Raw genomic sequence first — 21,170 nt, forward strand, 5'->3', positions numbered from 1 at the left:
CCGTCGTCGGCTACAAGAACAGGAACGCACACTCCCCTTCAATACGTTCCACCCTCCACCGAATGATCACGCAGACGTTATCGAAGAGAGATACATCGCCGCAGCTCAGGGGTGGGTTTCACACAGAGGTGGGCAATGCTTTCGCGCCATCTTCGGTCACCCGCGTCGCCCCGAAGTAGTCAGGCGTGTCGATGGCGTCGAAGCGGATCACGGCACCCGTCCGAGGGGCGTTGATCATGTACCCGCCGCCGACGTAGATACCCACGTGCCGGATGGCCCGGGAGTTGGTGAGGTCGTCCGAGAAGAAGACCAGGTCCCCGGGCAGCAGCTCGTCCCGCCCGGGGTGCGGACCGGCGTTGTACTGGTCGTTGGCGACCCGCGGCAGAGTGATCCCCACCGTCTCGTACGCGGCCTTGGTCAACCCCGAGCAGTCGAAGCGTCCTCCCTGCTCAGGGGTGCCGTTGCCGCCCCAGAGATAGAGCGTGCCGAGCTTCTTCTGCGCGAAGTAGATGGCGCCGGCGGCCTGCTGGGAGGGCTGTACACGACCGACGGGAGCGGCGAAGCTCTCCTGCAGCGTCGTGATCGTCTTCACGTAGTTCTGGGTTTCCTTGTACGGCGGAACGCCCCCGTATTTGATGACGGCGTACGCCCCCGCGTTGTACGCGGCGAGCATGTTCTCCGTCGGGTTCCCGGGCGCGTCCTTGACGTACTTCGCGAGCGTGCAGTCGTACTTCGCGGCCGATGGAATCGCGTCATTCGGATCCCATACGTCGCGGTCGCCGTCACCGTCGCCGTCGATTCCGTGCGTGGCCCACGTCCCGGGGATGAATTGCGCTATCCCCTGCGCGGCGGCCGGGCTCTTGGCGTCGGGATTGAACCCGCTCTCCTGATACAGCTGCGCGGCGAGAAGTGCCGGATTAATGGCGGTGCACAGATTGCCCCACTTCTGCACGAGCGTCCGGTACGCCGCCGGCACGGACCCCTTGGCGAGGCCGACGGCCCCCTGCCCGACGCCGTTGGCGAGGTTCCCGGCGACCATGTAGACGCCGACGACCAGCACCATGACGAAGCTGAGCCCCGCCCCCACGGCGGCGGTCGCCACGATCCAGCCCTTACGCACCGTCAACCGCCCCTCGCCGCACGGTAATCCGAACGTCAGTGTAGATGCGGAAAGCCCACCGCGGAATGATCACTCGCCACCTCGGGCACGGCGATACGGTTGCCGTCGCAGGCCTTCGCCGCCCTCGCCCCCGTACTCGAAGAGAGCCCAGCCCATGTCTGACATCCCCACGAACCTCACCTGGGAACGCGCCGCCCCGCCGGAGGCGACCGGGCCCGGCCCCTGGATCGAGCTGGCCTTCGGCGACGACGAACTCGTCTACATCCGCGAGACCAGCGACCCCGAGACGGTCGTCACGACCACCCGGAAGAAGTGGGACGCCTTCGTACTCGGCGTACAGGCAGGCGAGTTCGACCACTTCGTGGAGGGCGTGGAAGGGTTCGAGGGATCCGCGGGAGCCGAGGGATCCGCGGGAGCCGAGGCACCCGCAGGCGGTCAGCCCTAGGCGGTCAGACTTCGGCTCTAGGCGGCCGACCCCGCCGAACCACCCTTCGCCACATCCCTCGCCACACCCCGCGCCCACAGCACCAGCGGCACCTGGAGCGGCAGCCGGGCCAGCGCCGCGGCCTTCTGGGGCGCCGGCCGGTGACGCCAGTCCACGGCCATCTGGACGTTCGCGGGGAACACCCCGACGAAGAACGCGGTGGTGGCCAGCGCCGCCACCCGCCGCGTACGCGGCACCGCGACCCCGGCCGCCAGCGCCAGCTCCACGACCCCGCTCGCGTACGTCCAGGTCCGCGGCGAACCCGGCAGCACGCGCGGAATGGTCGCGTCGAACTGCCGGGGCGCCGCGAAGTGGGCGACGGCGGCGGAGGCCAACAGGCCTGCGAGCAACAGGGGCGAGCGTTCCGACCTTGGCACGGTTCCTCCTCCGAGAGCCCACGAAGGGCTGTGGCAGCGGCTGCCGTGCGAGGTTACTCGAAAGTAAGTTGCTGGGTGTCAGGAGGGCTCCGCCCCCGTGTACGCCGCGGTCGTCCGGTCCGCCCTCCCCCGGGCGACCTCCGCGGCCTCACCGCCGGCGACGGCGGCCTCGTACCATCCCTCGCTGCTCAGCCGGGCGAACCGCAGCCCCTCCTCGGTCCCGAACCAGGCCATGGCCTCCTGGGGATCGACGGCCGCGCCGGAGGCCAGATGGAGGGTGAGCCCGATGAGGGCCATGTCCCAGCCGACACCGACGGCCCCGGGCCCGAACTGCTGCCACTTCTCGTCGTCGTCGGGGGCGATGTGGTCCAGCTCGAAGCGCGTACCGCCGTCCGCCGCGGGGGTCAGCCGCAGCTCGATCCAGCTGACGTTCCCGCCGAACTCCCAGGTCGCGGTGAAGCCCTTCGGCGGATCGCAGCGCTCGACGGTGCCGCCGGCGTTGCCCTCCAGCTGGTACGTGCCGCCGGGGCGCAGCTCGCCGGTGACGGGCAGGAACCAGCGCGGGATGCGCTCGGGATCGGTACAGGCCTCCCAGAGGTCCTCGACGGTCGTGTCGTACGTCTGACTCACGGTCACCACGTGGGCCTCGCCGGCCTCGATGACCCGGCTGCCGACCTGGCGCCGCACGGCGTTGATCTGATGGCTGACGTCGATCATGCGCTGCTCCTTCACTTGGTCCGTCACTTGGTCCGTCACTGAGTCCGCCCCGGGGTCTGCCTCGGGGCTCGTCTCGGGGTCCGTCAGCGCGAAGGGACGCCGCCGCCGGGGCCGTCGTCGCCGGGCCGCTCGCGGAGCCGGCGTTCGCGCTTACCCCGGGCCACCTCGGTGGCCAGGGCGTCGAGGTGGGGCGTCCAGAAGCGCCGGAAGCGGTCCAGCCAGGCGTCGATGTCGCGCAGGGGGTCGGAGTTCACGGCGTACAGCCGCCGGGCCCCCTCCGGCCGGACCGTGGCGAAGCCGTTCTCCCGCAGGACCTTGAGGTGCTGCGAGACGCCGGGCTGGGATATCCCGAACTCCTCCCTCACGACCTCGCTCACCGCCCCGGAGCTCATCTCGCCGTCCGCGAGCAGCTCCAGGATCCGTCGGCGAACGGGGTCGCCGAGTACGTCGAATGCGTGCACGGCACCAACGTATCACTGCACACTTATATAAGCGCGTGATGATGAAAAACGGCGGTCGACGCTCCTACCCCGGCGCACCCCGCCACCCCGTCCGGGATAGCCTGCCCCACAACAAAACGGGCGGCGTCTACACACCAGGAGACGCACGACCCGAAGAACATCGGCACGACGGACCGGCGCACTCGGGACGGAGTCGGGCTCGATGGACGGGCGGAATCGGCCACTATCAGTTGGCATTCGCGTAAGAGTGGCTAACGACGGAACCACACCACAGGTTCCGCATCTACTTCATTGCCCGGCGTGACCTGCCGTGATACACAGAGTGACGATACGCCTCCCCGCATACCGTCCTGCGCCCCCCTGAGGGGTCCCGCGAGCTCCGGTGACAAGGGATTCGTACGAAACCCGCCAATCAATGACGCCAAGTCGACATGCGACAGCATCATTGTCAGCGACAATAGCCGTGACCTCTGCGCAGAGTGGCAGAGGAGGCAGAACAACCCACTAGGGGCGGTGACTTACATGCTTTTCGCAGCCGAAAAGGGCGACATCAACACGATCATCGGCGGAATCGCTCCGGACTGGGGCCCGTTCGGCACCCTGGGCAACGAAGCCCGCGTGATGATCGAGGTCGTGATGGCGGTCGCCATCCTCCTGTGCCTCGGCATCGCGATCTGGGGAGCGGCGAAACAACGTATCGGCGCGACCGCCCTCCGCGACACCTTCAGCGCGGAACAGGGCAAGGGTCTGATCATCGCGGGTCTCACCGGCGTCTTCATCATCGGTTCACTGGGCACGCTCTTCACGATCGTGTACGGCATGGCCGTCTAGGCGGCCGCCGGCCCGGTGCCCCCGCACCCCGGCCGGACCCATCGCACCCCTCCTCTACCCCACCCGTCCGTCGTGCCCACCGGCTGAGGTTGCGTTTCCTGATGTCCAGTCACCACACCGCGCCCACGCGGGAACCAGCGGGGCTACCGTCGTATGACGCGGTTCAGCATGAGGTCGAGGGGGCGTACGCGGCATGAGTCTCGGTGACGAGCACGGAGCGCGCGGCGAGGACGGTGGGTACGGAGGTACCGGCCAGACACGCACGCGGCTCCCCGACAGTGCCGGTGACGTCTACGGAGGGCCACGACGGGGCAACCGCTCGTCGTCGCGCAGCCTCGTCACGGTGGTGGGAGTCGTGGTCCTCCTGATCGCAGCCATCGCCTTCGCGAACCGCGGCGGCGGCGATTCCGGCTCGGAGGACGGCGGGGGCGGGGGGAAGGCGGGGGCGGCGCCCACGTCGGCCACGGGCGAGCGGCCGGTGAAGTCGAAGGCCGCCGGAATCCCGACCGGCTACGCCCAGGACGACCAGGGGGCGCAGAGCGCGGCGGCCAACTACACCGTGGCACTCGGCTCCGACGGCATGTTCAACACCGCCAAGCGGCACGAGATCGTGCAGACGATCGCCGACCCCAGCGCGCTGGACCAACTCCAGTCCGGATTCGACGCGGACTACTCGGCGGCCTTCCTCAAGAAAATCGGCCTCGACGATGACGGCGGCGCGCCCGCCGGCAGCACCTTCGTCAACCGCACGCTGCCGGTGGGCACCAAAGTCACATCCAGCAGCGCCGACGCGGCCACCGTCGAAGTCTGGTGCAACAGCCTCTTCGGGCTCACCGGGGACACGTCCACCAAACCCGTGACCAACGGGTGGTTCACCGTGACCTTGAAGTTGAACTGGGCCAGTGACGACTGGAAGGTCTTGGAGACCAGCCAGAAGACCGGCCCGACCCCCGTCAATGGCGACAACCCCGTCTCCGGGTCCGACGAGATCGGCAAGGCGGTCGATGAGTTCGGAGGGTTCACGTATGCCCGGTAGCCCGCAGCGCGCGCTCAAGCTCACCGGCGTCGTAGCAGCCGTACAGACCGCAGTGATGCTGCTGGCTTCGCAGGCCCATGCGGCTCCGACGCCTACGCCGACCGCCTCGGAGGATCCCTGCTCACTGATCGCGGGTCCCGCCAGGGACTACTGCGAACGCGGCAGCAACAACCGCACCGGCCCCTCCCTGGACGACCCCACCACCGCCCTAGACCCCCTCGCCTCCCTCGCCAAGGGCTGCGCGAAGGCCGCCTCCTGGACCATCGACAAGCTCAGCGAGGCCGTCCAGAACACGGCGACGGTCGACTTCACGAACGCCACGTTCCTCCAGCAGTACGCGGTCGTCTTCGCCGCGTCGACCATCCTCACCCTCCTCCTGTGGCTGCTCGCGGTCGCCAAGCGCGCCGTGCGGGGCGTCCCCCTCGGCACGGCCATCGGCGAAGCCATCGGCTTCCTCTGGCTGACGGTGCTGGCCTCGGCCTTCACCCCGCTCATCCTCTACACCGTCGTCTCGGCGACCGACGGCATCGCCGAGGTCCTCGCCAAGACGACCGGCAACCAGACCGACACGTTCTTCGGCAACTTCTCCGGCGCCCTGAACAAGGGCACCGACATCGGCGGCGGCCCGATCATGCTGATCGTGGTCTCCCTCGTGTCGATCCTCGCCGCCGGCGTCCTCTGGCTCGAACTGGTGATCCGCGCCGCCCTCCTCTACGTGGGCGCGCTCCTCGGCACGGTCGTCTACGCCGGCCTCGTCGACAAGAACCTCTGGGGCCACGTCCGCCGCTGGGCCGGCATCATGATCGCCGTCATCCTCGTCAAACCGGTCATCGTGATCGTGCTGGGCCTCGCGGGAGCCCTCTCCGCGGAGGACGGCCCGGACTCCTTCTCCGCCGTCGTCTCCGGCCTCGCGATCATCCTGCTCGCCATCTTCGCCAGCGCGATGATCTACCGCTTCGTCCCCGGCTTCGGCGACGAGATCGCGGGCGGCCGCAACAACCGCATCATGCAGGGCGCCGAGGGCAAGGCCGCGGCCGCCATCAGCTCGCCCGCCCACCTCGTCGCCCAGGGCATCAAGACCCACAGCACCCGGGCCGACAACAACGGCGGCGGCAACAGCGGCGCCCGCCCCTCGAACCCGGTCTCCGGCGGCGTCGCGGCCCACAGCTCACGCGGCTCGGGCGGTGGCGGCGGATCGGTCCCCTCCGCACCCCCGCCCCGCTCCAGCCCGATCAACACCCCCCACGCCGGGAACAACCGGAACAACAGCAACGGCAACAGCAGCAACAACCGCACGGGAGGTGAAGGGCGTTGACGACCGAGTCCCACGTGTCCCATCCGGTCACGCCCCGCCGTACATATCTGATCGGCCGCGCCCGGCCGAGCGCGATCGTCGGCCGCAACCGCGAGTCCGGCGAGATCGGGCTCATCATCGCGGGCGCGTTCCTCGGCATGATGTGCGGCCTGGTCGTCCCCGTGCTCTCCCTGCGCATCGTGCTGCTCATGGGCTTCCCGATGCTCGCGCTGGCCGCGGTCTACGTCCCGTACAAGCGGCGGACCTTCTACAAGTGGTTCGAGATCAACCGCAGTTACAAGCGCGGCCTGCGCCGCGGCACCGCCTACCGCAGCGACGTCATGGAGTCGGGCACCCGCACCGACGGCCGCGAGGTCGAGATCGGCCCGCCGCCGGGCATCGGACGCATCTCCTGGCTCGCGGCACCCTTCGGCCCGGACGAGATCGCCGTCCTCCTGCACGCCGACCGCAAGACCGTCACCGCCGCCATCGAGATCGAGGGCCCCGGCGTCGGCCTGCGCGACAGCGAGGACCAGGAAGCCCTCGTCGACCGCTTCGGCACCCTCCTCAAGCACGTCGCCAACGGAGACGGCTTCGTCACCCGCATCCAGATGCTCGCCCGCACCCTCCCCGCCGACCCGGACGCCCACGCCAAGGACGTCTCCGTACGCGGCGACGACCGCGCCCCCGGCTGGCTGCAGGAGTCGTACGAGCAGCTCTCGTCCATGGTGTCGACCAGCAGCGAACAGCACCGCGCCTACCTCGTCGCCTGCATGCACTACTCCCGCGAACTGGCCGCCGAGGGCCACGCGATGGCCCGCGCCGCCCGCCCCAAGGGCGGCAAGAAGCTCGACAAGGACGCCGGGCTCGCCGTCGTCATGGCCCGCGAGCTCACCGACATCTGCTCCCGCCTCCAGGAGGCCGACATCCGGGTGCGCCAGCCGCTCGGACAGGGACGGCTCTCCTCCCTCGTGCATTCGATGTACGACCCGGACCACCCCATCGACCACATCCAGGCCATGACCAAGCGCAACGCCTGGCCGGCCGAGCTGGACGCCATGGAGCCGACCTACCTCCAGGCCAAGACCCGCGAGTCCTCCACCCGCGCCCCCTGGTGCCACTCCACGGCCTGGGTGAAGGAGTGGCCGATGACCCCGGTGGGCGTCAACTTCCTCGCCCCGCTGCTCGTCCACACCCCGGACGTCATCCGCACGGTCGCCGTCACGATGGACCTCGAACCCACCGAGGTCGCCATCGAGCGGATGCTGACCGAGAAGACGAACGACGACGCCGAGGCCAGCCGCCAGGCCAAGATGAACCGCACCGTCGACCCGCGCGACGTCGCCTCGCACAACCGTGTCGACCAGCGCGGCCAGGACCTCGCGAGCGGCGCCGCCGGCGTCAACCTCGTCGGATACATCACCGTCTCGTCCCGCAACCCCGAGGCGCTCGCCCGCGACAAGCGGACGATAAGGGCCTCCGCCGGGAAGTCGTACCTGAAGCTCGAATGGTGCGACCGCGAGCACCACCGCGCCTTCGTCAACACACTCCCGTTCGCGACCGGCATCCGGAGGTAGGACTTCATGCGGGACCCGCTGTCCGTCCTCACGGAAAGCTTCACGTCCTTCCTCTTCGGCAAGGTCGAGACGACCCGCCCGCCGGTGCGCACCTCCACCGGCCAGGCCCAGGCCGTCTACCTGCCGACCGCGGCCCCCGGCCTCGGCGACTCCGGCGTCATCATCGGCCGCGAGGTGTACTCCGGGAAGGGCTACATCTACGACCCCTTCCAGCTGTACGGACAGCAGCTACCGGCGCCGCACTGGCTCGTCCTCGGCGAGTCCGGCAACGGCAAGTCGGCGCTGGAGAAGACGTACGTCATGCGGCAGCTGCGGTTCAAGGACCGCCAGGTCGTCGTCCTCGACGCACAGGGCGAGGACGGGGTGGGCGAGTGGAACCTCATCGCCCAGGAGCTGGGACTGACCCCGATCCGCCTGGACCCGACCGCCGCCCTGGACATGGGAATCCGGCTCAACCCGCTCGACCCGGCGATCACGACGACCGGCCAGCTCGCGCTGCTCCGGACGATCATCGAGGTCGCGATGGGCCACGGCCTGGACGAGCGCTCCGGCTTCGCGCTGAAGGTCGCGCACGCCTACGTCAACGAGACGATCATCGACCGCCAGCCCGTTCTGACGGACATCGTCGAGCAGCTCCGCCACCCCGAACCGGAGTCGGCGGAGGCGATGAACGTCGCCATAGACGACGTACGCGCCTGGGGCCTCGACGTCGCCCTGGTCATCGACCGCCTGGTCGACGGCGACCTGAGGGGCATGTTCGACGGCCCGACGACGGTCGGCATCGACCTGGACGCCCCGCTCATCGTCTTCGACCTGTCCCACATCGACCGCAACTCCATCGCCATGCCCATCCTCATGGCGATCGTCGGCGTGTGGCTGGAGCACACCTGGATCCGCCCCGACCGGAAGAAGCGCATCTTCCTCGTCGAGGAGGCCTGGCACATCATCAACAGCCCGTTCGTGGCCCAGCTCTTCCAGCGCCTGCTGAAGTTCGGCCGCCGCCTCGGTCTGTCCTTCGTCGCCGTCGTCCACCACCTGTCGGACGTCGTGGACGGAGCCGCCGCCAAGGAGGCCGCGGCGATCCTCAAGATGGCCTCGACACGGACGATCTACGCCCAGAAGGCCGACGAGGCCAGAATGACGGGCCGTGTCCTCGGCCTGCCCCGCTGGGCGGTCGAGATCATCCCCTCCCTCACCCCCGGCATCGCCGTGTGGGACGTCAACGGCAACGTCCAGGTCGTCAAACACCTGATCTCCGAGACCGAGCGCCCCCTCGTCTTCACCGACCGCGCCATGACGGAGTCGTCGGCCGACCACCTCGCGGACGATGCGCTGCGCGCCGCCGAGCTGGAGGCCGAGGAACGGGCCGCGGCGTTCATGGAGCACCACCTGAGCGACCTCGACGACTCGTCCGAGTCCACAGTGGCGTAAGCCCACAGCGACATGAGTGGCGTCAGTGGCATAGAGGAGCGACCCGAGATGAGACCGGACGACCGCGATCGCGATCGCCACAGCGGCGGCGGCCAGGGAGGCGTCCCCGACGGCCTGCTGCTCGGCATCCTGGCCTTCGTCCTCGGCATGACCGTCATGGTCTGGACGGCGACCGGCCTCGCCGGCCTCTTCTCCCACGGCTCCTGGCCGTCCGGGACCACCTTCCGCCGTACGCCCCTGGCCATACGCCAACTCGTCGAGGCCCCCCACGACCTGCCGGCCGCGTGGCCCGACACCCCACCCGACCAGCTCTCCGGGTACGGGCTCTTCTGGGGCCTGTTCATCGGCCAGCTGATGGTCCTCGTCGTCCTCACGGTGTTCGTCCTGGGCACGGTGGCGAGATGGCGGGCGGGCAGGGCGAGACGCAGAACACTCGCCGCGACGCCGGAACCGGAACCGGATCTCCTGACCAAGGGCGAGCCCGAGATCCCCCGGAGCCGGGCGGCGGAGCGGCCGGAGGTGACGCGCCCGCCGGTCGAGCACACCGCGGCGCCTGCGGCTCGGTCGGCGGAGCCGCCGCCGGTCTCGGTCCCGATGGAAACCGCCGAACGGGCGGGCGGGTGGGAAAACCCCGCCACAGCCCCGCAGGGAATCGTGCTGGGCCCGCGCGAAACCCGCCACCCCCTCGCCGTCCAGGCGATCCGGGACGCGGACGGCCCCGCCCTCGTCATCACCTCCGACCCCACCCTCTGGTCGAGCACGAAGGACGCCCGAGCCAAACTGGGCCCCGTCCTCCTCTACGACCCCTCCCACCTCTGCGACACCCCGGCCCGCCTCCACTGGTCCCCCTCGGCGGGCTGCGAGACCAAGGACACCGCGAAGGCCCGGGCGGCGGCACTCCTCGCCCCGGTCCGCCCCACGGCCAGGATCGACCAGGCGGTCGCCGACACCGCGGAGACCCTCCTCCGCAGCTACCTCCACGCCGCGGCGGTGGACGGCCGCACCATCCGCCACGTCCACCGCTGGGCCCAGGGCGCCCAGGTCCAGGAAGCCGTACGCATCCTCCGTACGAACCCGAAGTCGGCCGCGGGCTCCGCGGGCGAACTCGAAGCGGCCCTCACCTCGCACCCGGAACGCCGTGACATCGCCCAGGAGTTGACGGCCCGAGCGCTCTCCGCGCTCTTCACCGTCAACGTCCGGGAAGCGTGCACTCCAAACCGAACCGACACACTCACCTTGGATTCCTTCGTCAACGAAGGGGGCACGCTTTATGTGGTCGGTGAACCCATCGAGGACCCGAGGTCGAACCCCGGCGCCATGCCGCTCCTGACGGCCCTCGCCTCAAGCGTGGTCGAGCGCGGCCGGCGCATGGCCGAACGGTCATCCTCCGGTCGCCTCGACCCACCACTGACCCTCGTCCTGGACGACGTGGCCGCGGTCGCCCCGCTCCCCCAGCTCCCGGATCTCCTCGCCGCTGCCGACGGCACGGCCCCGGACCGGGGCCTGCCCACCCTGGCCCTCCTCCGCTCCCAGGAACAGGCCCGCTCCCGCTGGCCCCACCAGGACCTCCCGGTATGACCCGCGGCGCCTCTGACCGCTACGACCGCTCGAACAGGAACTCCAGCTCCCGCGCACCCGAGTCCCCGGGTACGGGAACGCTCTCCCCCGTGGGCACGAACCCGAACTTCCGGTAGAAGGCCTGAGCCCGCCCGTTCCCCTCGTGCACGAACAACCGTGCCCGCTCCAGGCCGGCGTCCTCCCAGGCCCACCGCAGCGCATACGAGAACAGCCGCTCGGTGAGCCCACTCCCCCGCGCCTCGGGCCGCACATACACCCCCACCAGATGCCCCTGCCGTACGGGGCTCACGGCCCCCAGCGCTCCGACGGCGCCAGCCTCCTCGACCAGCACGACCACGCACCCGACCCACCGCCCACCGGACCCTTCGGCGACGATCTGCTGCCGTTCACGCACCCCTTCCGCGGCTCCGGCGGCCCGCTCCTGCCAGAAACTGTCGGGCCGCCCCACCGCGACCTCGTACGTATCCAGAAAAGCCAGATGCGCCACCGGATCCTGAAGCGCGGACAGAGCGAGCGCCTTCACCGCCGCCCACTCGTCACTGCCTATAGAACGGATCACGTACTCAGGATTCATGAGGGTCACCGTAACGAAACCGCATGCGCTTGTATGTCCTGGAACGCAGAAAAGCCCCCGCACCGAAGTGCGGGGGCTTTTCTCCAATATTTGTTCGGCGGCGTCCTACTCTCCCACAGGGTCCCCCCTGCAGTACCATCGGCGCTGTAAGGCTTAGCTTCCGGGTTCGGAATGTAACCGGGCGTTTCCCTCACGCTATGACCACCGAAACACTATGAAACTATCAAACCGGAGCCGTGACCATGGCTACAACGGTTGTTCGTGGTTTCAGAACCAACACAGTGGACGCGAGCAACTGAGGACAAGCCCTCGGCCTATTAGTACCGGTCAGCTCCACCCCTTACAGGGCTTCCACATCCGGCCTATCAACCCAGTCGTCTACTGGGAGCCTTAACCAATCAAGTTGGTGGGAGTCCTCATCTCGAAGCAGGCTTCCCGCTTAGATGCTTTCAGCGGTTATCCCTCCCGAACGTAGCCAACCAGCCATGCCCTTGGCAGGACAACTGGCACACCAGAGGTTCGTCCGTCCCGGTCCTCTCGTACTAGGGACAGCCCTTCTCAAGACTCCTACGCGCACAGCGGATAGGGACCGAACTGTCTCACGACGTTCTAAACCCAGCTCGCGTACCGCTTTAATGGGCGAACAGCCCAACCCTTGGGACCGACTCCAGCCCCAGGATGCGACGAGCCGACATCGAGGTGCCAAACCATCCCGTCGATATGGACTCTTGGGGAAGATCAGCCTGTTATCCCCGGGGTACCTTTTATCCGTTGAGCGACGGCGCTTCCACAAGCCACCGCCGGATCACTAGTCCCGACTTTCGTCCCTGCTCGACCCGTCGGTCTCACAGTCAAGCTCCCTTGTGCACTTACACTCAACACCTGATTGCCAACCAGGCTGAGGGAACCTTTGGGCGCCTCCGTTACTCTTTAGGAGGCAACCGCCCCAGTTAAACTACCCATCAGACACTGTCCCTGATCCGGATCACGGACCCAGGTTAGACATCCAGCACGACCAGACTGGTATTTCAACGACGACTCCACCCGAGCTGGCGCTCAAGCTTCACAGTCTCCCAGCTATCCTACACAAGCCGAACCGAACACCAATATCAAACTATAGTAAAGGTCCCGGGGTCTTTCCGTCCTGCTGCGCGAAACGAGCATCTTTACTCGTAGTGCAATTTCACCGGGCCTATGGTTGAGACAGTCGAGAAGTCGTTACGCCATTCGTGCAGGTCGGAACTTACCCGACAAGGAATTTCGCTACCTTAGGATGGTTATAGTTACCACCGCCGTTTACTGGCGCTTAAGTTCTCAGCTTCGCCAGACCGAAATCTGACTAACCGGTCCCCTTAACGTTCCAGCACCGGGCAGGCGTCAGTCCGTATACATCGCCTTACGGCTTCGCACGGACCTGTGTTTTTAGTAAACAGTCGCTTCTCGCTGGTCTCTGCGGCCACCCCCAGCTCACCGAGTAAATCGGATCACCAGTGATGGCCCCCCTTCTCCCGAAGTTACGGGGGCATTTTGCCGAGTTCCTTAACCATAGTTCACCCGAACGCCTCGGTATTCTCTACCTGACCACCTGAGTCGGTTTAGGGTACGGGCCGCCATGAAACTCGCTAGAGGCTTTTCTCGACAGCATAGGATCATCCACTTCACCACAATCGGCTCGGCATCAGGTCTCACCCTTGATGTTGTGCGGATTTACCTACACAACGGGCTACACCCTTACCCCGGGACAACCACCGCCCGGGCTGGACTACCTTCCTGCGTCACCCCATCACTCACCTACTACAGGTCTGGTCCGTCGGCTCCACCACTTTCCATTCCCCGAAGGGTCCGGAACGGCTTCACGGACTTAGCATCGCCTGGTTCGATGTTTGACGCTTCACAGCGGGTACCGGAATATCAACCGGTTATCCATCGACTACGCCTGTCGGCCTCGCCTTAGGTCCCGACTTACCCTGGGCAGATCAGCTTGACCCAGGAACCCTTAGTCAATCGGCGCACACGTTTCTCACGTGTGTATCGCTACTCATGCCTGCATTCTCACTCGTGAACCGTCCACCACTGCCTTCCGGCGCGGCTTCACCCGGCACACGACGCTCCCCTACCCATCCATACAGGCGTTGGCCCTGTTGTATGAATGACACGACTTCGGCGGTACGCTTGAGCCCCGCTACATTGTCGGCGCGGAATCACTAGACCAGTGAGCTATTACGCACTCTTTCAAGGGTGGCTGCTTCTAAGCCAACCTCCTGGTTGTCTGTGCGACTCCACATCCTTTCCCACTTAGCGTACGCTTAGGGGCCTTAGTCGATGCTCTGGGCTGTTTCCCTCTCGACCATGGAGCTTATCCCCCACAGTCTCACTGCCGCGCTCTCACTTACCGGCATTCGGAGTTTGGCTAAGGTCAGTAACCCGGTAGGGCCCATCGCCTATCCAGTGCTCTACCTCCGGCAAGAAACACACGACGCTGCACCTAAATGCATTTCGGGGAGAACCAGCTATCACGGAGTTTGATTGGCCTTTCACCCCTAACCACAGGTCATCCCCCAGGTTTTCAACCCTGGTGGGTTCGGTCCTCCACGACCTCTTACAGCCGCTTCAACCTGCCCATGGCTAGATCACTCCGCTTCGGGTCTTGAGCGCGCTACTATGTCGCCCTATTCGGACTCGCTTTCGCTACGGCTTCCCCACACGGGTTAACCTCGCAACACACCGCAAACTCGCAGGCTCATTCTTCAAAAGGCACGCAGTCACGACCCACCAAGTAAACTTGATGAGCGACGCTCCCACGGCTTGTAGGCACACGGTTTCAGGTACTATTTCACTCCGCTCCCGCGGTACTTTTCACCATTCCCTCACGGTACTATCCGCTATCGGTCACCAGGGAATATTTAGGCTTAGCGGGTGGTCCCGCCAGATTCACACGGGATTTCTCGGGCCCCGTGCTACTTGGGTGTCTCTCAAACGAGCCGTTGATGTTTCGACTACGGGGGTCTTACCCTCTACGCCGGACCTTTCGCATGTCCTTCGCCTACACCAACGGTTTCTGACTCGTCTCACAGCCGGCAGACTGTGAAAGAGAGATCCCACAACCCCGCATGCGCAACCCCTGCCGGGTCTCACACACATACGGTTTGGCCTCATCCGGTTTCGCTCGCCACTACTCCCGGAATCACGGTTGTTTTCTCTTCCTGCGGGTACTGAGATGTTTCACTTCCCCGCGTTCCCTCCACACACCCTATGTGTTCAGATGTGGGTGACAGCCCATGACGACTGCCGGGTTTCCCCATTCGGAAACCCCCGGATCAAAGCCTGGTTGACGGCTCCCCGGGGACTATCGTGGCCTCCCACGTCCTTCATCGGTTCCTGGTACCAAGGCATCCACCGTGCGCCCTTAAAAACTTGGCCACAGATGCTCGCGTCCACTGTGCAGTTCTCAAACAACGACCAACCACCCATCACCCCGGACCAGAAGTCCGAGTGCACTGGGGCCGGCACTGAAGGCGACCATCACGGCCGAACCCTCAGACACCCAACAGCGTGCCCGACACCCTCACCCCTAAGGTCTGCTTTCCACGCCCCGAAGGACAGTACTTGCAGCCTGTAGAAGGCCGAGTGTGCCGAATAATCAACGTTCCACCCTTGAGCAACCAGCACCGGACATTCGCCGATGAACTGGCCTCTGGACCACCAGGCAGAAGCCTGACAGCCAAGAAGTGCTCCTTAGAAAGGAGGTGATCCAGCCGCACCTTCCGGTACGGCTACCTTGTTACGACTTCGTCCCAATCGCCAGTCCCACCTTCGACAGCTCCCTCCCACAAGGGGTTGGGCCACCGGCTTCGGGTGTTACCGACTTTCGTGACGTGACGGGCGGTGTGTACAAGGCCCGGGAACGTATTCACCGCAGCAATGCTGATCTGCGATTACTAGCAACTCCGACTTCATGGGGTCGAGTTGCAGACCCCAATCCGAACTGAGACAGGCTTTTTGAGATTCGCTCCACCTTGCGGTATCGCAGCTCATTGTACCTGCCATTGTAGCACGTGTGCAGCCCAAGACATAAGGGGCATGATGACTTGACGTCGTCCCCACCTTCCTCCGAGTTGACCCCGGCAGTCTCCTGTGAGTCCCCATCACCCCGAAGGGCATGCTGGCAACACAGAACAAGGGTTGCGCTCGTTGCGGGACTTAACCCAACATCTCACGACACGAGCTGACGACAGCCATGCACCACCTGTCACCCGACCACAAGGGGGGCACCATCTCTGATGCTTTCCGGGCGATGTCAAGCCTTGGTAAGGTTCTTCGCGTTGCGTCGAATTAAGCCACATGCTCCGCTGCTTGTGCGGGCCCCCGTCAATTCCTTTGAGTTTTAGCCTTGCGGCCGTACTCCCCAGGCGGGGAACTTAATGCGTTAGCTGCGGCACCGACGACGTGGAATGTCGCCAACACCTAGTTCCCACCGTTTACGGCGTGGACTACCAGGGTATCTAATCCTGTTCGCTCCCCACGCTTTCGCTCCTCAGCGTCAGTAATGGCCCAGAGATCCGCCTTCGCCACCGGTGTTCCTCCTGATATCTGCGCATTTCACCGCTACACCAGGAATTCCGATCTCCCCTACCACACTCTAGTCTGCCCGTATCGAATGCAGACCCGGGGTTAAGCCCCGGGCTTTCACATCCGACGCGACAGACCGCCTACGAGCTCTTTACGCCCAATAATTCCGGACAACGCTTGCGCCCTACGTATTACCGCGGCTGCTGGCACGTAGTTAGCCGGCGCTTCTTCTGCAGGTACCGTCACTTTCGCTTCTTCCCTGCTGAAAGAGGTTTACAACCCGAAGGCCGTCATCCCTCACGCGGCGTCGCTGCATCAGGCTTTCGCCCATTGTGCAATATTCCCCACTGCTGCCTCCCGTAGGAGTCTGGGCCGTGTCTCAGTCCCAGTGTGGCCGGTCGCCCTCTCAGGCCGGCTACCCGTCGTCGCCTTGGTGAGCCACTACCTCACCAACAAGCTGATAGGCCGCGGGCTCATCCTTCACCGCCGGAGCTTTCAACCCCCACCCATGCGAGTAGGAGTGTCATCCGGTATTAGACCCCGTTTCCAGGGCTTGTCCCAGAGTGAAGGGCAGATTGCCCACGTGTTACTCACCCGTTCGCCACTAATCCCCACCGAAGTGGTTCATCGTTCGACTTGCATGTGTTAAGCACGCCGCCAGCGTTCGTCCTGAGCCAGGATCAAACTCTCCGTGAATGTTTACCGGTAATCCGGCGAACATCATGAGAGCGGAACGACCAACCGGAATAGGGAAGGCCGTTCACAGCGTCCTCGCTGATGCGCCTACCAGGTATGACCCCGGCAGGACTTTTTCAAAGGAACCTCCACCCACCACCATGCGGTGATGGACGGGGTATCAACATATCTGGCGTTGATTTTTGGCACGCTGTTGAGTTCTCAAGGAACGGACGCTTCCTTTGTACTCACCCTCTCGGGCTTTCCTCCGGGCGCTTCCCTTCGGTCTTGCGTTTCCGACTCTATCAGACCGTTTCCGGTTCCGATTTCCTCGGTGCTTTCCAGGTTTTCGCTTTCGCGCTTCCCTTTCCGGCGATGTTGACTCTATCAGATCCTTTCGGGCCTGACTCCCAGTCAACCGGGTTTGTCCTTGCGGCTGTTGGGCCGTTCCGACGTCCAAAACTTTAGCGGATCCTGTCGGCAGTTCCTAATCGGAGTTGCCGGCCCCAAATCGAAAACAATTCGGGCACGCCGAATTGAATCCCGTTGGGAGATCGAGCTGGTGGTTTGGTGTGCCGCATCTGCGGCGGAGGTGCTGTCGCAGAACCGTTACGGCTCCGTGGCAACTCGAAGAACCTTACGTATCCACGAGGGGAGTGTCAAGTCTCCCCCAGGCGCCCGATCGGCAAACCCCGACTCAGACCTAACTCGGCCCCAACTAGGCCTGCGCGGGCCTCAGTCGAGGTCGGTGAGCCGGCCGCCGGCGTCCGGCTGAGCGTCCTCCACGCGTCGAAGCAGCCTGGTCAGCACGTCTTCCAGGGCTCCGCGCTCCGCCTGCGAGAGGTCCTGGAGCAGGTCCTCCTCGAAGACGGTGGCGAGACGCATGGCCTCAAGCCACTTGTCCCGGCCCTCGTTCGTGAGCTCCACGATCACGCGGACCCGGTTGGACTCGTCGCGCTCCCTGGTGACGAGGCCCTCCCCCACCATCCGGTCGATGCGGTGGGTCATGGCCGCCGGGGTGAGGCCGAGCCGCTTCGCCAGGTCACTCGGACCCAGGCAGTAGGGCGCCCCCGACAGGACGAGCGCCTTGAGGACCTCCCACTCGGCGTTGCTGATGCCGAGAGCGGCGGTCTGGCGGCCGTACGCGACGTTCATCCGCCGGTTGAGGCGGCCGAGCGCCGAGACGATCTTCTCGACCTGGGGGTCGAGGTCCTGGAACTCGCGCTGGTAGGCGGCGATCTGCTCGTCCAGCGTCGGCTCGTTCGCGGCGGGGGTGTCACCCATGGCCGCAGTATGGCACGCGCCCGCTTGGCGTTGAAGTCCTTCGAGATGTATTGTTTAGATCCTAACTTTAGCTTCGAAGTCTTCACTCCTAACTCCTGAGGCAGGCGTAAGACTTCTTGATCAAGGCAGGTGAAAGTGACCAGGGCGATGGGCGCGGAGATGCGCCGGATCCATGTGGGCAACGCACTCAGCGCGTTCGGCCTCGGCTTTACCGTCCCGTACTTGTACGTCTATGTGGCGCAGGTACGGGATCTCGGTGCCATGACGGCGGGTCTCGTGCTCGCCGTCTTCGCCGTGGCCGCGCTCGTGGTGCTGCCGTTCGCCGGGCGGGCCATCGTCCGGCGGGGGCCGATGCCCGTGCTGCTCCTCGCCCTGGTCACCGCCGCCGTCGGTTCGCTGAGTCTGGGACTGGCGAGCACATCCACGACCGTACTGATGTCGGCTGCCGCGCTCGGGGCCGGGCAGGCCGTGATGCAGCCCGCGCTGGCGACGATGATCGTCGACTGCTCGACCGCCGAGACCCGCTCACGTGCCTTCGCCACGCAGTTCTTCCTGCAGAACCTCGGCCTCGGCGTCGGCGGGCTCATCGGCGGTCACCTCGTCGACGCCTCGCGGGCGAGCTCGTTCACCCTGCTCTTCGCGATCGAGGCGGCGATGTTCCTGCTGCTCGTGGTGGTCATGGCGACCGTACGGATGCCGCGGGCGCCCATGGTCGAGGATGCACCGGGGCAGGCCAGGGGCAGCTGGAAGCAACTGCTCGGCAACCGGGCCATGGTGCAGCTGTGCGTGGTCGGTTTCGTGCTGTTCTTCGCCTGCTACGGGCAGTTCGAGTCGGGATTGAGCGCGTACGGCGTCGAGGCGGCCGGTATCTCCACCTCCGCGCTCGGGACGGCTCTCGCCGCGAACACGGCGATGATCGTCGTCGCGCAGTTCGCCGTGCTGAAGTTCGTCGAGCGGCGCAAGCGGTCCCGGGTGATCGCCGCGGTGGGTCTGATCTGGGCTCTCGCCTGGGTCATCGCCGGGTACGCGGGTCTCGGGCACGTCAGTCAGACCATGGCGACGGCCGCGTTCGTGTCGACGTACGCGCTGTTCGGGCTCGGGGAGGCGATGCTGTCGCCGACCGTGGCTCCGCTGGTCGCGGATCTCGCGCCGAGCGGGCTGGCCGGTCAGTACAACTCGGCCTTCGCCCTGGTGAAGCAGCTGGCCCTCGCGGTCGGTCCGGCGGTGGGCGGCCCGATGGGTGCCTCGCTGCACGCTCCGTACATCGTGACGTTCCTGCTGTTCTCGCTGGGGATCACGTTTCTGGCGGTGCGGCTGGGGCGGCAGCTCACTCCTGTGCAGAACCAGCCCTCGCTCGCGAAGAGCCGGGTCGTGGTGCGGGGCGGGGCTTCCGCGGAGTCGGTGCAGACCGCGGCCTGACGGGGCCGACGGGGTCTGCGCGGCTGCCGGGTCAGGTGGTGCGGGGGAGTGCGAACTCGCACCACACCGCCTTGCCCCCGCCCGGGGCACGGCGGGAGCCCCAGTTCGAGGCGATCGTGGCGATGATCGCGATGCCGCGGCCGGACTCGTCGGCCGGTTCGGCGCGGCGGCGGCGCGGCAGGTGGTCGTCGCCGTCGGTTACCTCCACGATCAGCCGGCGGTCGGTGCGGCGCAGTCTCAGCCGCATCGGCGGGGTGCCGTGCTGGAGGGAGTTCGCGACGAGTTCGCTGGCGGCCAGCACGCCCAGGTCGTGCAGATCGGGTGCGAAGCGCCAGCTGGTGAGGACGCCGGAGGCGAACGCACGCGCGCGTGGGGCCGCTTCCGTGCCGCCGAGCAGCTCCAGGGCCGCGTTGCGGAAGAGGTCGCCGTCGGGGCCCGTACGCGCCGGGTGCTGGAGGACCAGGACGGCGACGTCGTCGTCGTGCTCGGCCGTGACGCCCATCGAGCGGACCAGGCGGTCGCAGACCACCTGGGGTGTGCCCGTGGCGCCGGCGAGTGCGCCCTCCAGGGAGGCGATCCCCTCGTCGAGGTCGGCGTCCCGGCGCTCGACCAGGCCGTCCGTGTAGAGGACGGCGGTGGAGCCGGGGCCCAGGGGCACCGAGCCGGAGGCGTGCATCCAGCCGCCCGTGCCGAGCGGAGGGCCGGTGGGCTCGTCGGCGCGGTGGACGGTGCCGCTCTCGTCGCGTACGAGGATCGGGAGGTGGCCGGCGGACGCGTACACCAGCCGTCCCTCGTTCGGGTCGTGGACCGCGTACACGCAGGTGGCGATCTGGTTGGCGTCGATCTCCATGGCGAGGCCGTCGAGGAGCTGGAGGACCTCGTGCGGGGGCAGGTCCAGGCGGGCGTACGCGCGGACCGCCGTGCGGAGCTGGCCCATGACGGCCGCCGCACGGATGCCGCGGCCCATCACGTCGCCGATGACGAGGGCGGTGCGGCCTCCGCCGAGAGTGATCACGTCGTACCAGTCGCCGCCGACCGCGGCCTCCGTGCCGCCGGGGTGGTAGGTCGCGGCGACGCGCAGGTCGTCCGGCTCCTCCAGCTCCTGGGGGAGCAGGGAGCGCTGGAGGGTGACGGCGGTCTCGCGCTGCCGGCGCTCGCTGGCCCGCAGCCGCTCGGCGGCCTCGGCGTGGTCGGTGACGTCCGCCGCGAAGATGAGTACGCCGCCCCCTTCAGGGGTGGCCGAGACCTCGACGGGCGTGCACGTGAACGTGTACGAGCGGCCGCCGGGGACCTTGCGGGACTTGACCGTACGCGGCTTGGAGCTGCGCAGGACCTGGTCCAGGAGCGGCAGGAGGCCGATCTCGGCCAGCTCGGGCAGCGCCTCGCGCGCGGGCTCGCCGGGCGGGCGGACTCCGAAAGCCGTCACATAGGCGTCGTTCACGTACGCGAGGCGGTGCTCCGGTCCGTGGACGAGGGCGACGAGGGCCGGGATGCGGTCCAGGACCTCACGGACCGGCAGCTCGTCCACGGCGGGGGCGAGCGCGACCGAGGTCCCCTCGGCGTTCGGCCGCTCGGCCCGTGCCGCGGGCACGGAGCTCTCCGAGGGGAGTGCCGTGGGCAGTCCGTCGGCCCGCGCCGCCGCGCGGCGCTGCGTTCCGGGGAGTCGGGCGCTCCAGCGCGTGAAGTTCACTGTGGGACAGGCCTCGTGGGATCGAAGGGCGAGCGGTCGGCCCGCCCATGGTC

General features: G+C 66.6%; 15 protein-coding genes and 3 rRNA genes. 8 read left to right on the forward strand and 10 right to left on the reverse strand.

Annotation, left to right across the window (positions count from 1 at the left end; genetic code table 11):
- Window positions 1-118 precede the first annotated feature (118 nt).
- Window positions 119-1,120, reverse strand: coding sequence for a C40 family peptidase (locus J8N05_RS04945; RefSeq protein ID WP_210890022.1), 1,002 nt, complete (start codon window positions 1,118-1,120; stop codon window positions 119-121).
- 154 nt (window positions 1,121-1,274) lie between these two features.
- Here J8N05_RS04945 and J8N05_RS04950 point away from each other — a divergent pair, with 154 nt between their 5' ends.
- Complete coding sequence (locus tag J8N05_RS04950; protein WP_210881254.1) at window positions 1,275-1,565, forward strand: DUF397 domain-containing protein; 291 nt, start codon at window positions 1,275-1,277, stop codon at window positions 1,563-1,565.
- A gap of 17 nt (window positions 1,566-1,582) precedes the next feature.
- Here the strand turns inward: J8N05_RS04950 and J8N05_RS04955 are convergent, their stop codons facing one another.
- From J8N05_RS04955 to J8N05_RS04965, 3 genes are all read right to left on the reverse strand, one after another.
- Entirely contained in the window at window positions 1,583-1,981 is a 399-nt protein-coding gene (locus J8N05_RS04955; RefSeq protein WP_210881255.1) for a DoxX family protein, read from the reverse strand.
- Between the two features lie 78 nt (window positions 1,982-2,059).
- Window positions 2,060-2,698: an SRPBCC family protein gene (locus J8N05_RS04960; protein WP_210881256.1), complete on the reverse strand. Its 639-nt coding sequence runs from the start codon at window positions 2,696-2,698 to the stop codon at window positions 2,060-2,062.
- Between the two features lie 83 nt (window positions 2,699-2,781).
- Window positions 2,782-3,159: an ArsR/SmtB family transcription factor gene (locus J8N05_RS04965; RefSeq protein ID WP_210881257.1), complete on the reverse strand. Its 378-nt coding sequence runs from the start codon at window positions 3,157-3,159 to the stop codon at window positions 2,782-2,784.
- A 522-nt stretch (window positions 3,160-3,681) separates the two neighbouring features.
- Between J8N05_RS04965 and J8N05_RS04970 the strand changes: the two genes are divergently transcribed.
- From J8N05_RS04970 to J8N05_RS04995, 6 genes are all read left to right on the forward strand, one after another.
- Window positions 3,682-3,990, forward strand: coding sequence for a hypothetical protein (locus tag J8N05_RS04970; RefSeq protein ID WP_107015212.1), 309 nt, complete (start codon window positions 3,682-3,684; stop codon window positions 3,988-3,990).
- Window positions 3,991-4,183: 193 nt separating this feature from the next.
- The gene (locus J8N05_RS04975; protein ID WP_210881258.1) at window positions 4,184-5,026 is read left to right on the forward strand and encodes a hypothetical protein; all 843 of its coding nucleotides are present in this window, start codon (window positions 4,184-4,186) and stop codon (window positions 5,024-5,026) included.
- On the forward strand, window positions 5,016-6,341 hold the full coding sequence (locus J8N05_RS04980) for a hypothetical protein (RefSeq protein WP_210881259.1): 1,326 nt from the start codon (window positions 5,016-5,018) through the stop codon (window positions 6,339-6,341). The genes J8N05_RS04975 and J8N05_RS04980 overlap by 11 nt, the downstream gene beginning before the upstream one ends.
- A complete protein-coding gene (locus J8N05_RS04985) occupies window positions 6,338-7,897 on the forward strand; it encodes an SCO6880 family protein (RefSeq protein WP_210881260.1) in 1,560 nt (519 codons plus the stop codon). The genes J8N05_RS04980 and J8N05_RS04985 overlap by 4 nt, the downstream gene beginning before the upstream one ends.
- Window positions 7,898-7,903: 6 nt before the next feature.
- Window positions 7,904-9,328 (forward strand): ATP-binding protein, encoded by a 1,425-nt coding sequence (locus tag J8N05_RS04990; protein WP_210881261.1) that lies wholly within the window; start codon window positions 7,904-7,906, stop codon window positions 9,326-9,328.
- Window positions 9,329-9,376: 48 nt separating this feature from the next.
- Window positions 9,377-10,906, forward strand: coding sequence for a P-loop NTPase family protein (locus J8N05_RS04995; RefSeq protein ID WP_210881262.1), 1,530 nt, complete (start codon window positions 9,377-9,379; stop codon window positions 10,904-10,906).
- Between the two features lie 19 nt (window positions 10,907-10,925).
- Here J8N05_RS04995 and J8N05_RS05000 read toward each other — a convergent pair whose 3' ends face one another.
- The 5 genes from J8N05_RS05000 to J8N05_RS05020 all read right to left on the reverse strand — a co-directional run bounded on the left by J8N05_RS05000 (window position 10,926) and on the right by J8N05_RS05020 (window position 18,008).
- Window positions 10,926-11,480, reverse strand: coding sequence for a GNAT family N-acetyltransferase (locus J8N05_RS05000; protein WP_210881263.1), 555 nt, complete (start codon window positions 11,478-11,480; stop codon window positions 10,926-10,928).
- Window positions 11,481-11,572: 92 nt separating this feature from the next.
- Window positions 11,573-11,689, reverse strand: a 5S ribosomal RNA gene (gene rrf / locus J8N05_RS05005).
- Between the two features lie 88 nt (window positions 11,690-11,777).
- Window positions 11,778-14,900 (reverse strand): 23S ribosomal RNA (locus J8N05_RS05010).
- Window positions 14,901-15,219: 319 nt separating this feature from the next.
- Window positions 15,220-16,745 (reverse strand): 16S ribosomal RNA (locus J8N05_RS05015).
- The 16S, 23S and 5S rRNA genes sit together here, the layout of an rRNA operon.
- A 714-nt stretch (window positions 16,746-17,459) precedes the next feature.
- A complete protein-coding gene (locus tag J8N05_RS05020) occupies window positions 17,460-18,008 on the reverse strand; it encodes a MarR family winged helix-turn-helix transcriptional regulator (protein ID WP_210881264.1) in 549 nt (182 codons plus the stop codon).
- Between the two features lie 147 nt (window positions 18,009-18,155).
- On the opposite strand from J8N05_RS05020, the gene J8N05_RS05025 reads away from it, so the two are divergent.
- Complete coding sequence (locus J8N05_RS05025) at window positions 18,156-19,427, forward strand: MFS transporter (RefSeq protein ID WP_210890023.1); 1,272 nt, start codon at window positions 18,156-18,158, stop codon at window positions 19,425-19,427.
- A 31-nt stretch (window positions 19,428-19,458) separates the two neighbouring features.
- Here J8N05_RS05025 and J8N05_RS05030 read toward each other — a convergent pair whose 3' ends face one another.
- Complete coding sequence (locus J8N05_RS05030; protein WP_210881265.1) at window positions 19,459-21,117, reverse strand: ATP-binding SpoIIE family protein phosphatase; 1,659 nt, start codon at window positions 21,115-21,117, stop codon at window positions 19,459-19,461.
- Window positions 21,118-21,170 lie beyond the last annotated feature (53 nt).

The organism is Streptomyces liliiviolaceus, assembly GCF_018070025.1.
Classification (GTDB): Bacteria; Actinomycetota; Actinomycetes; order Streptomycetales; family Streptomycetaceae; genus Streptomyces; species Streptomyces liliiviolaceus.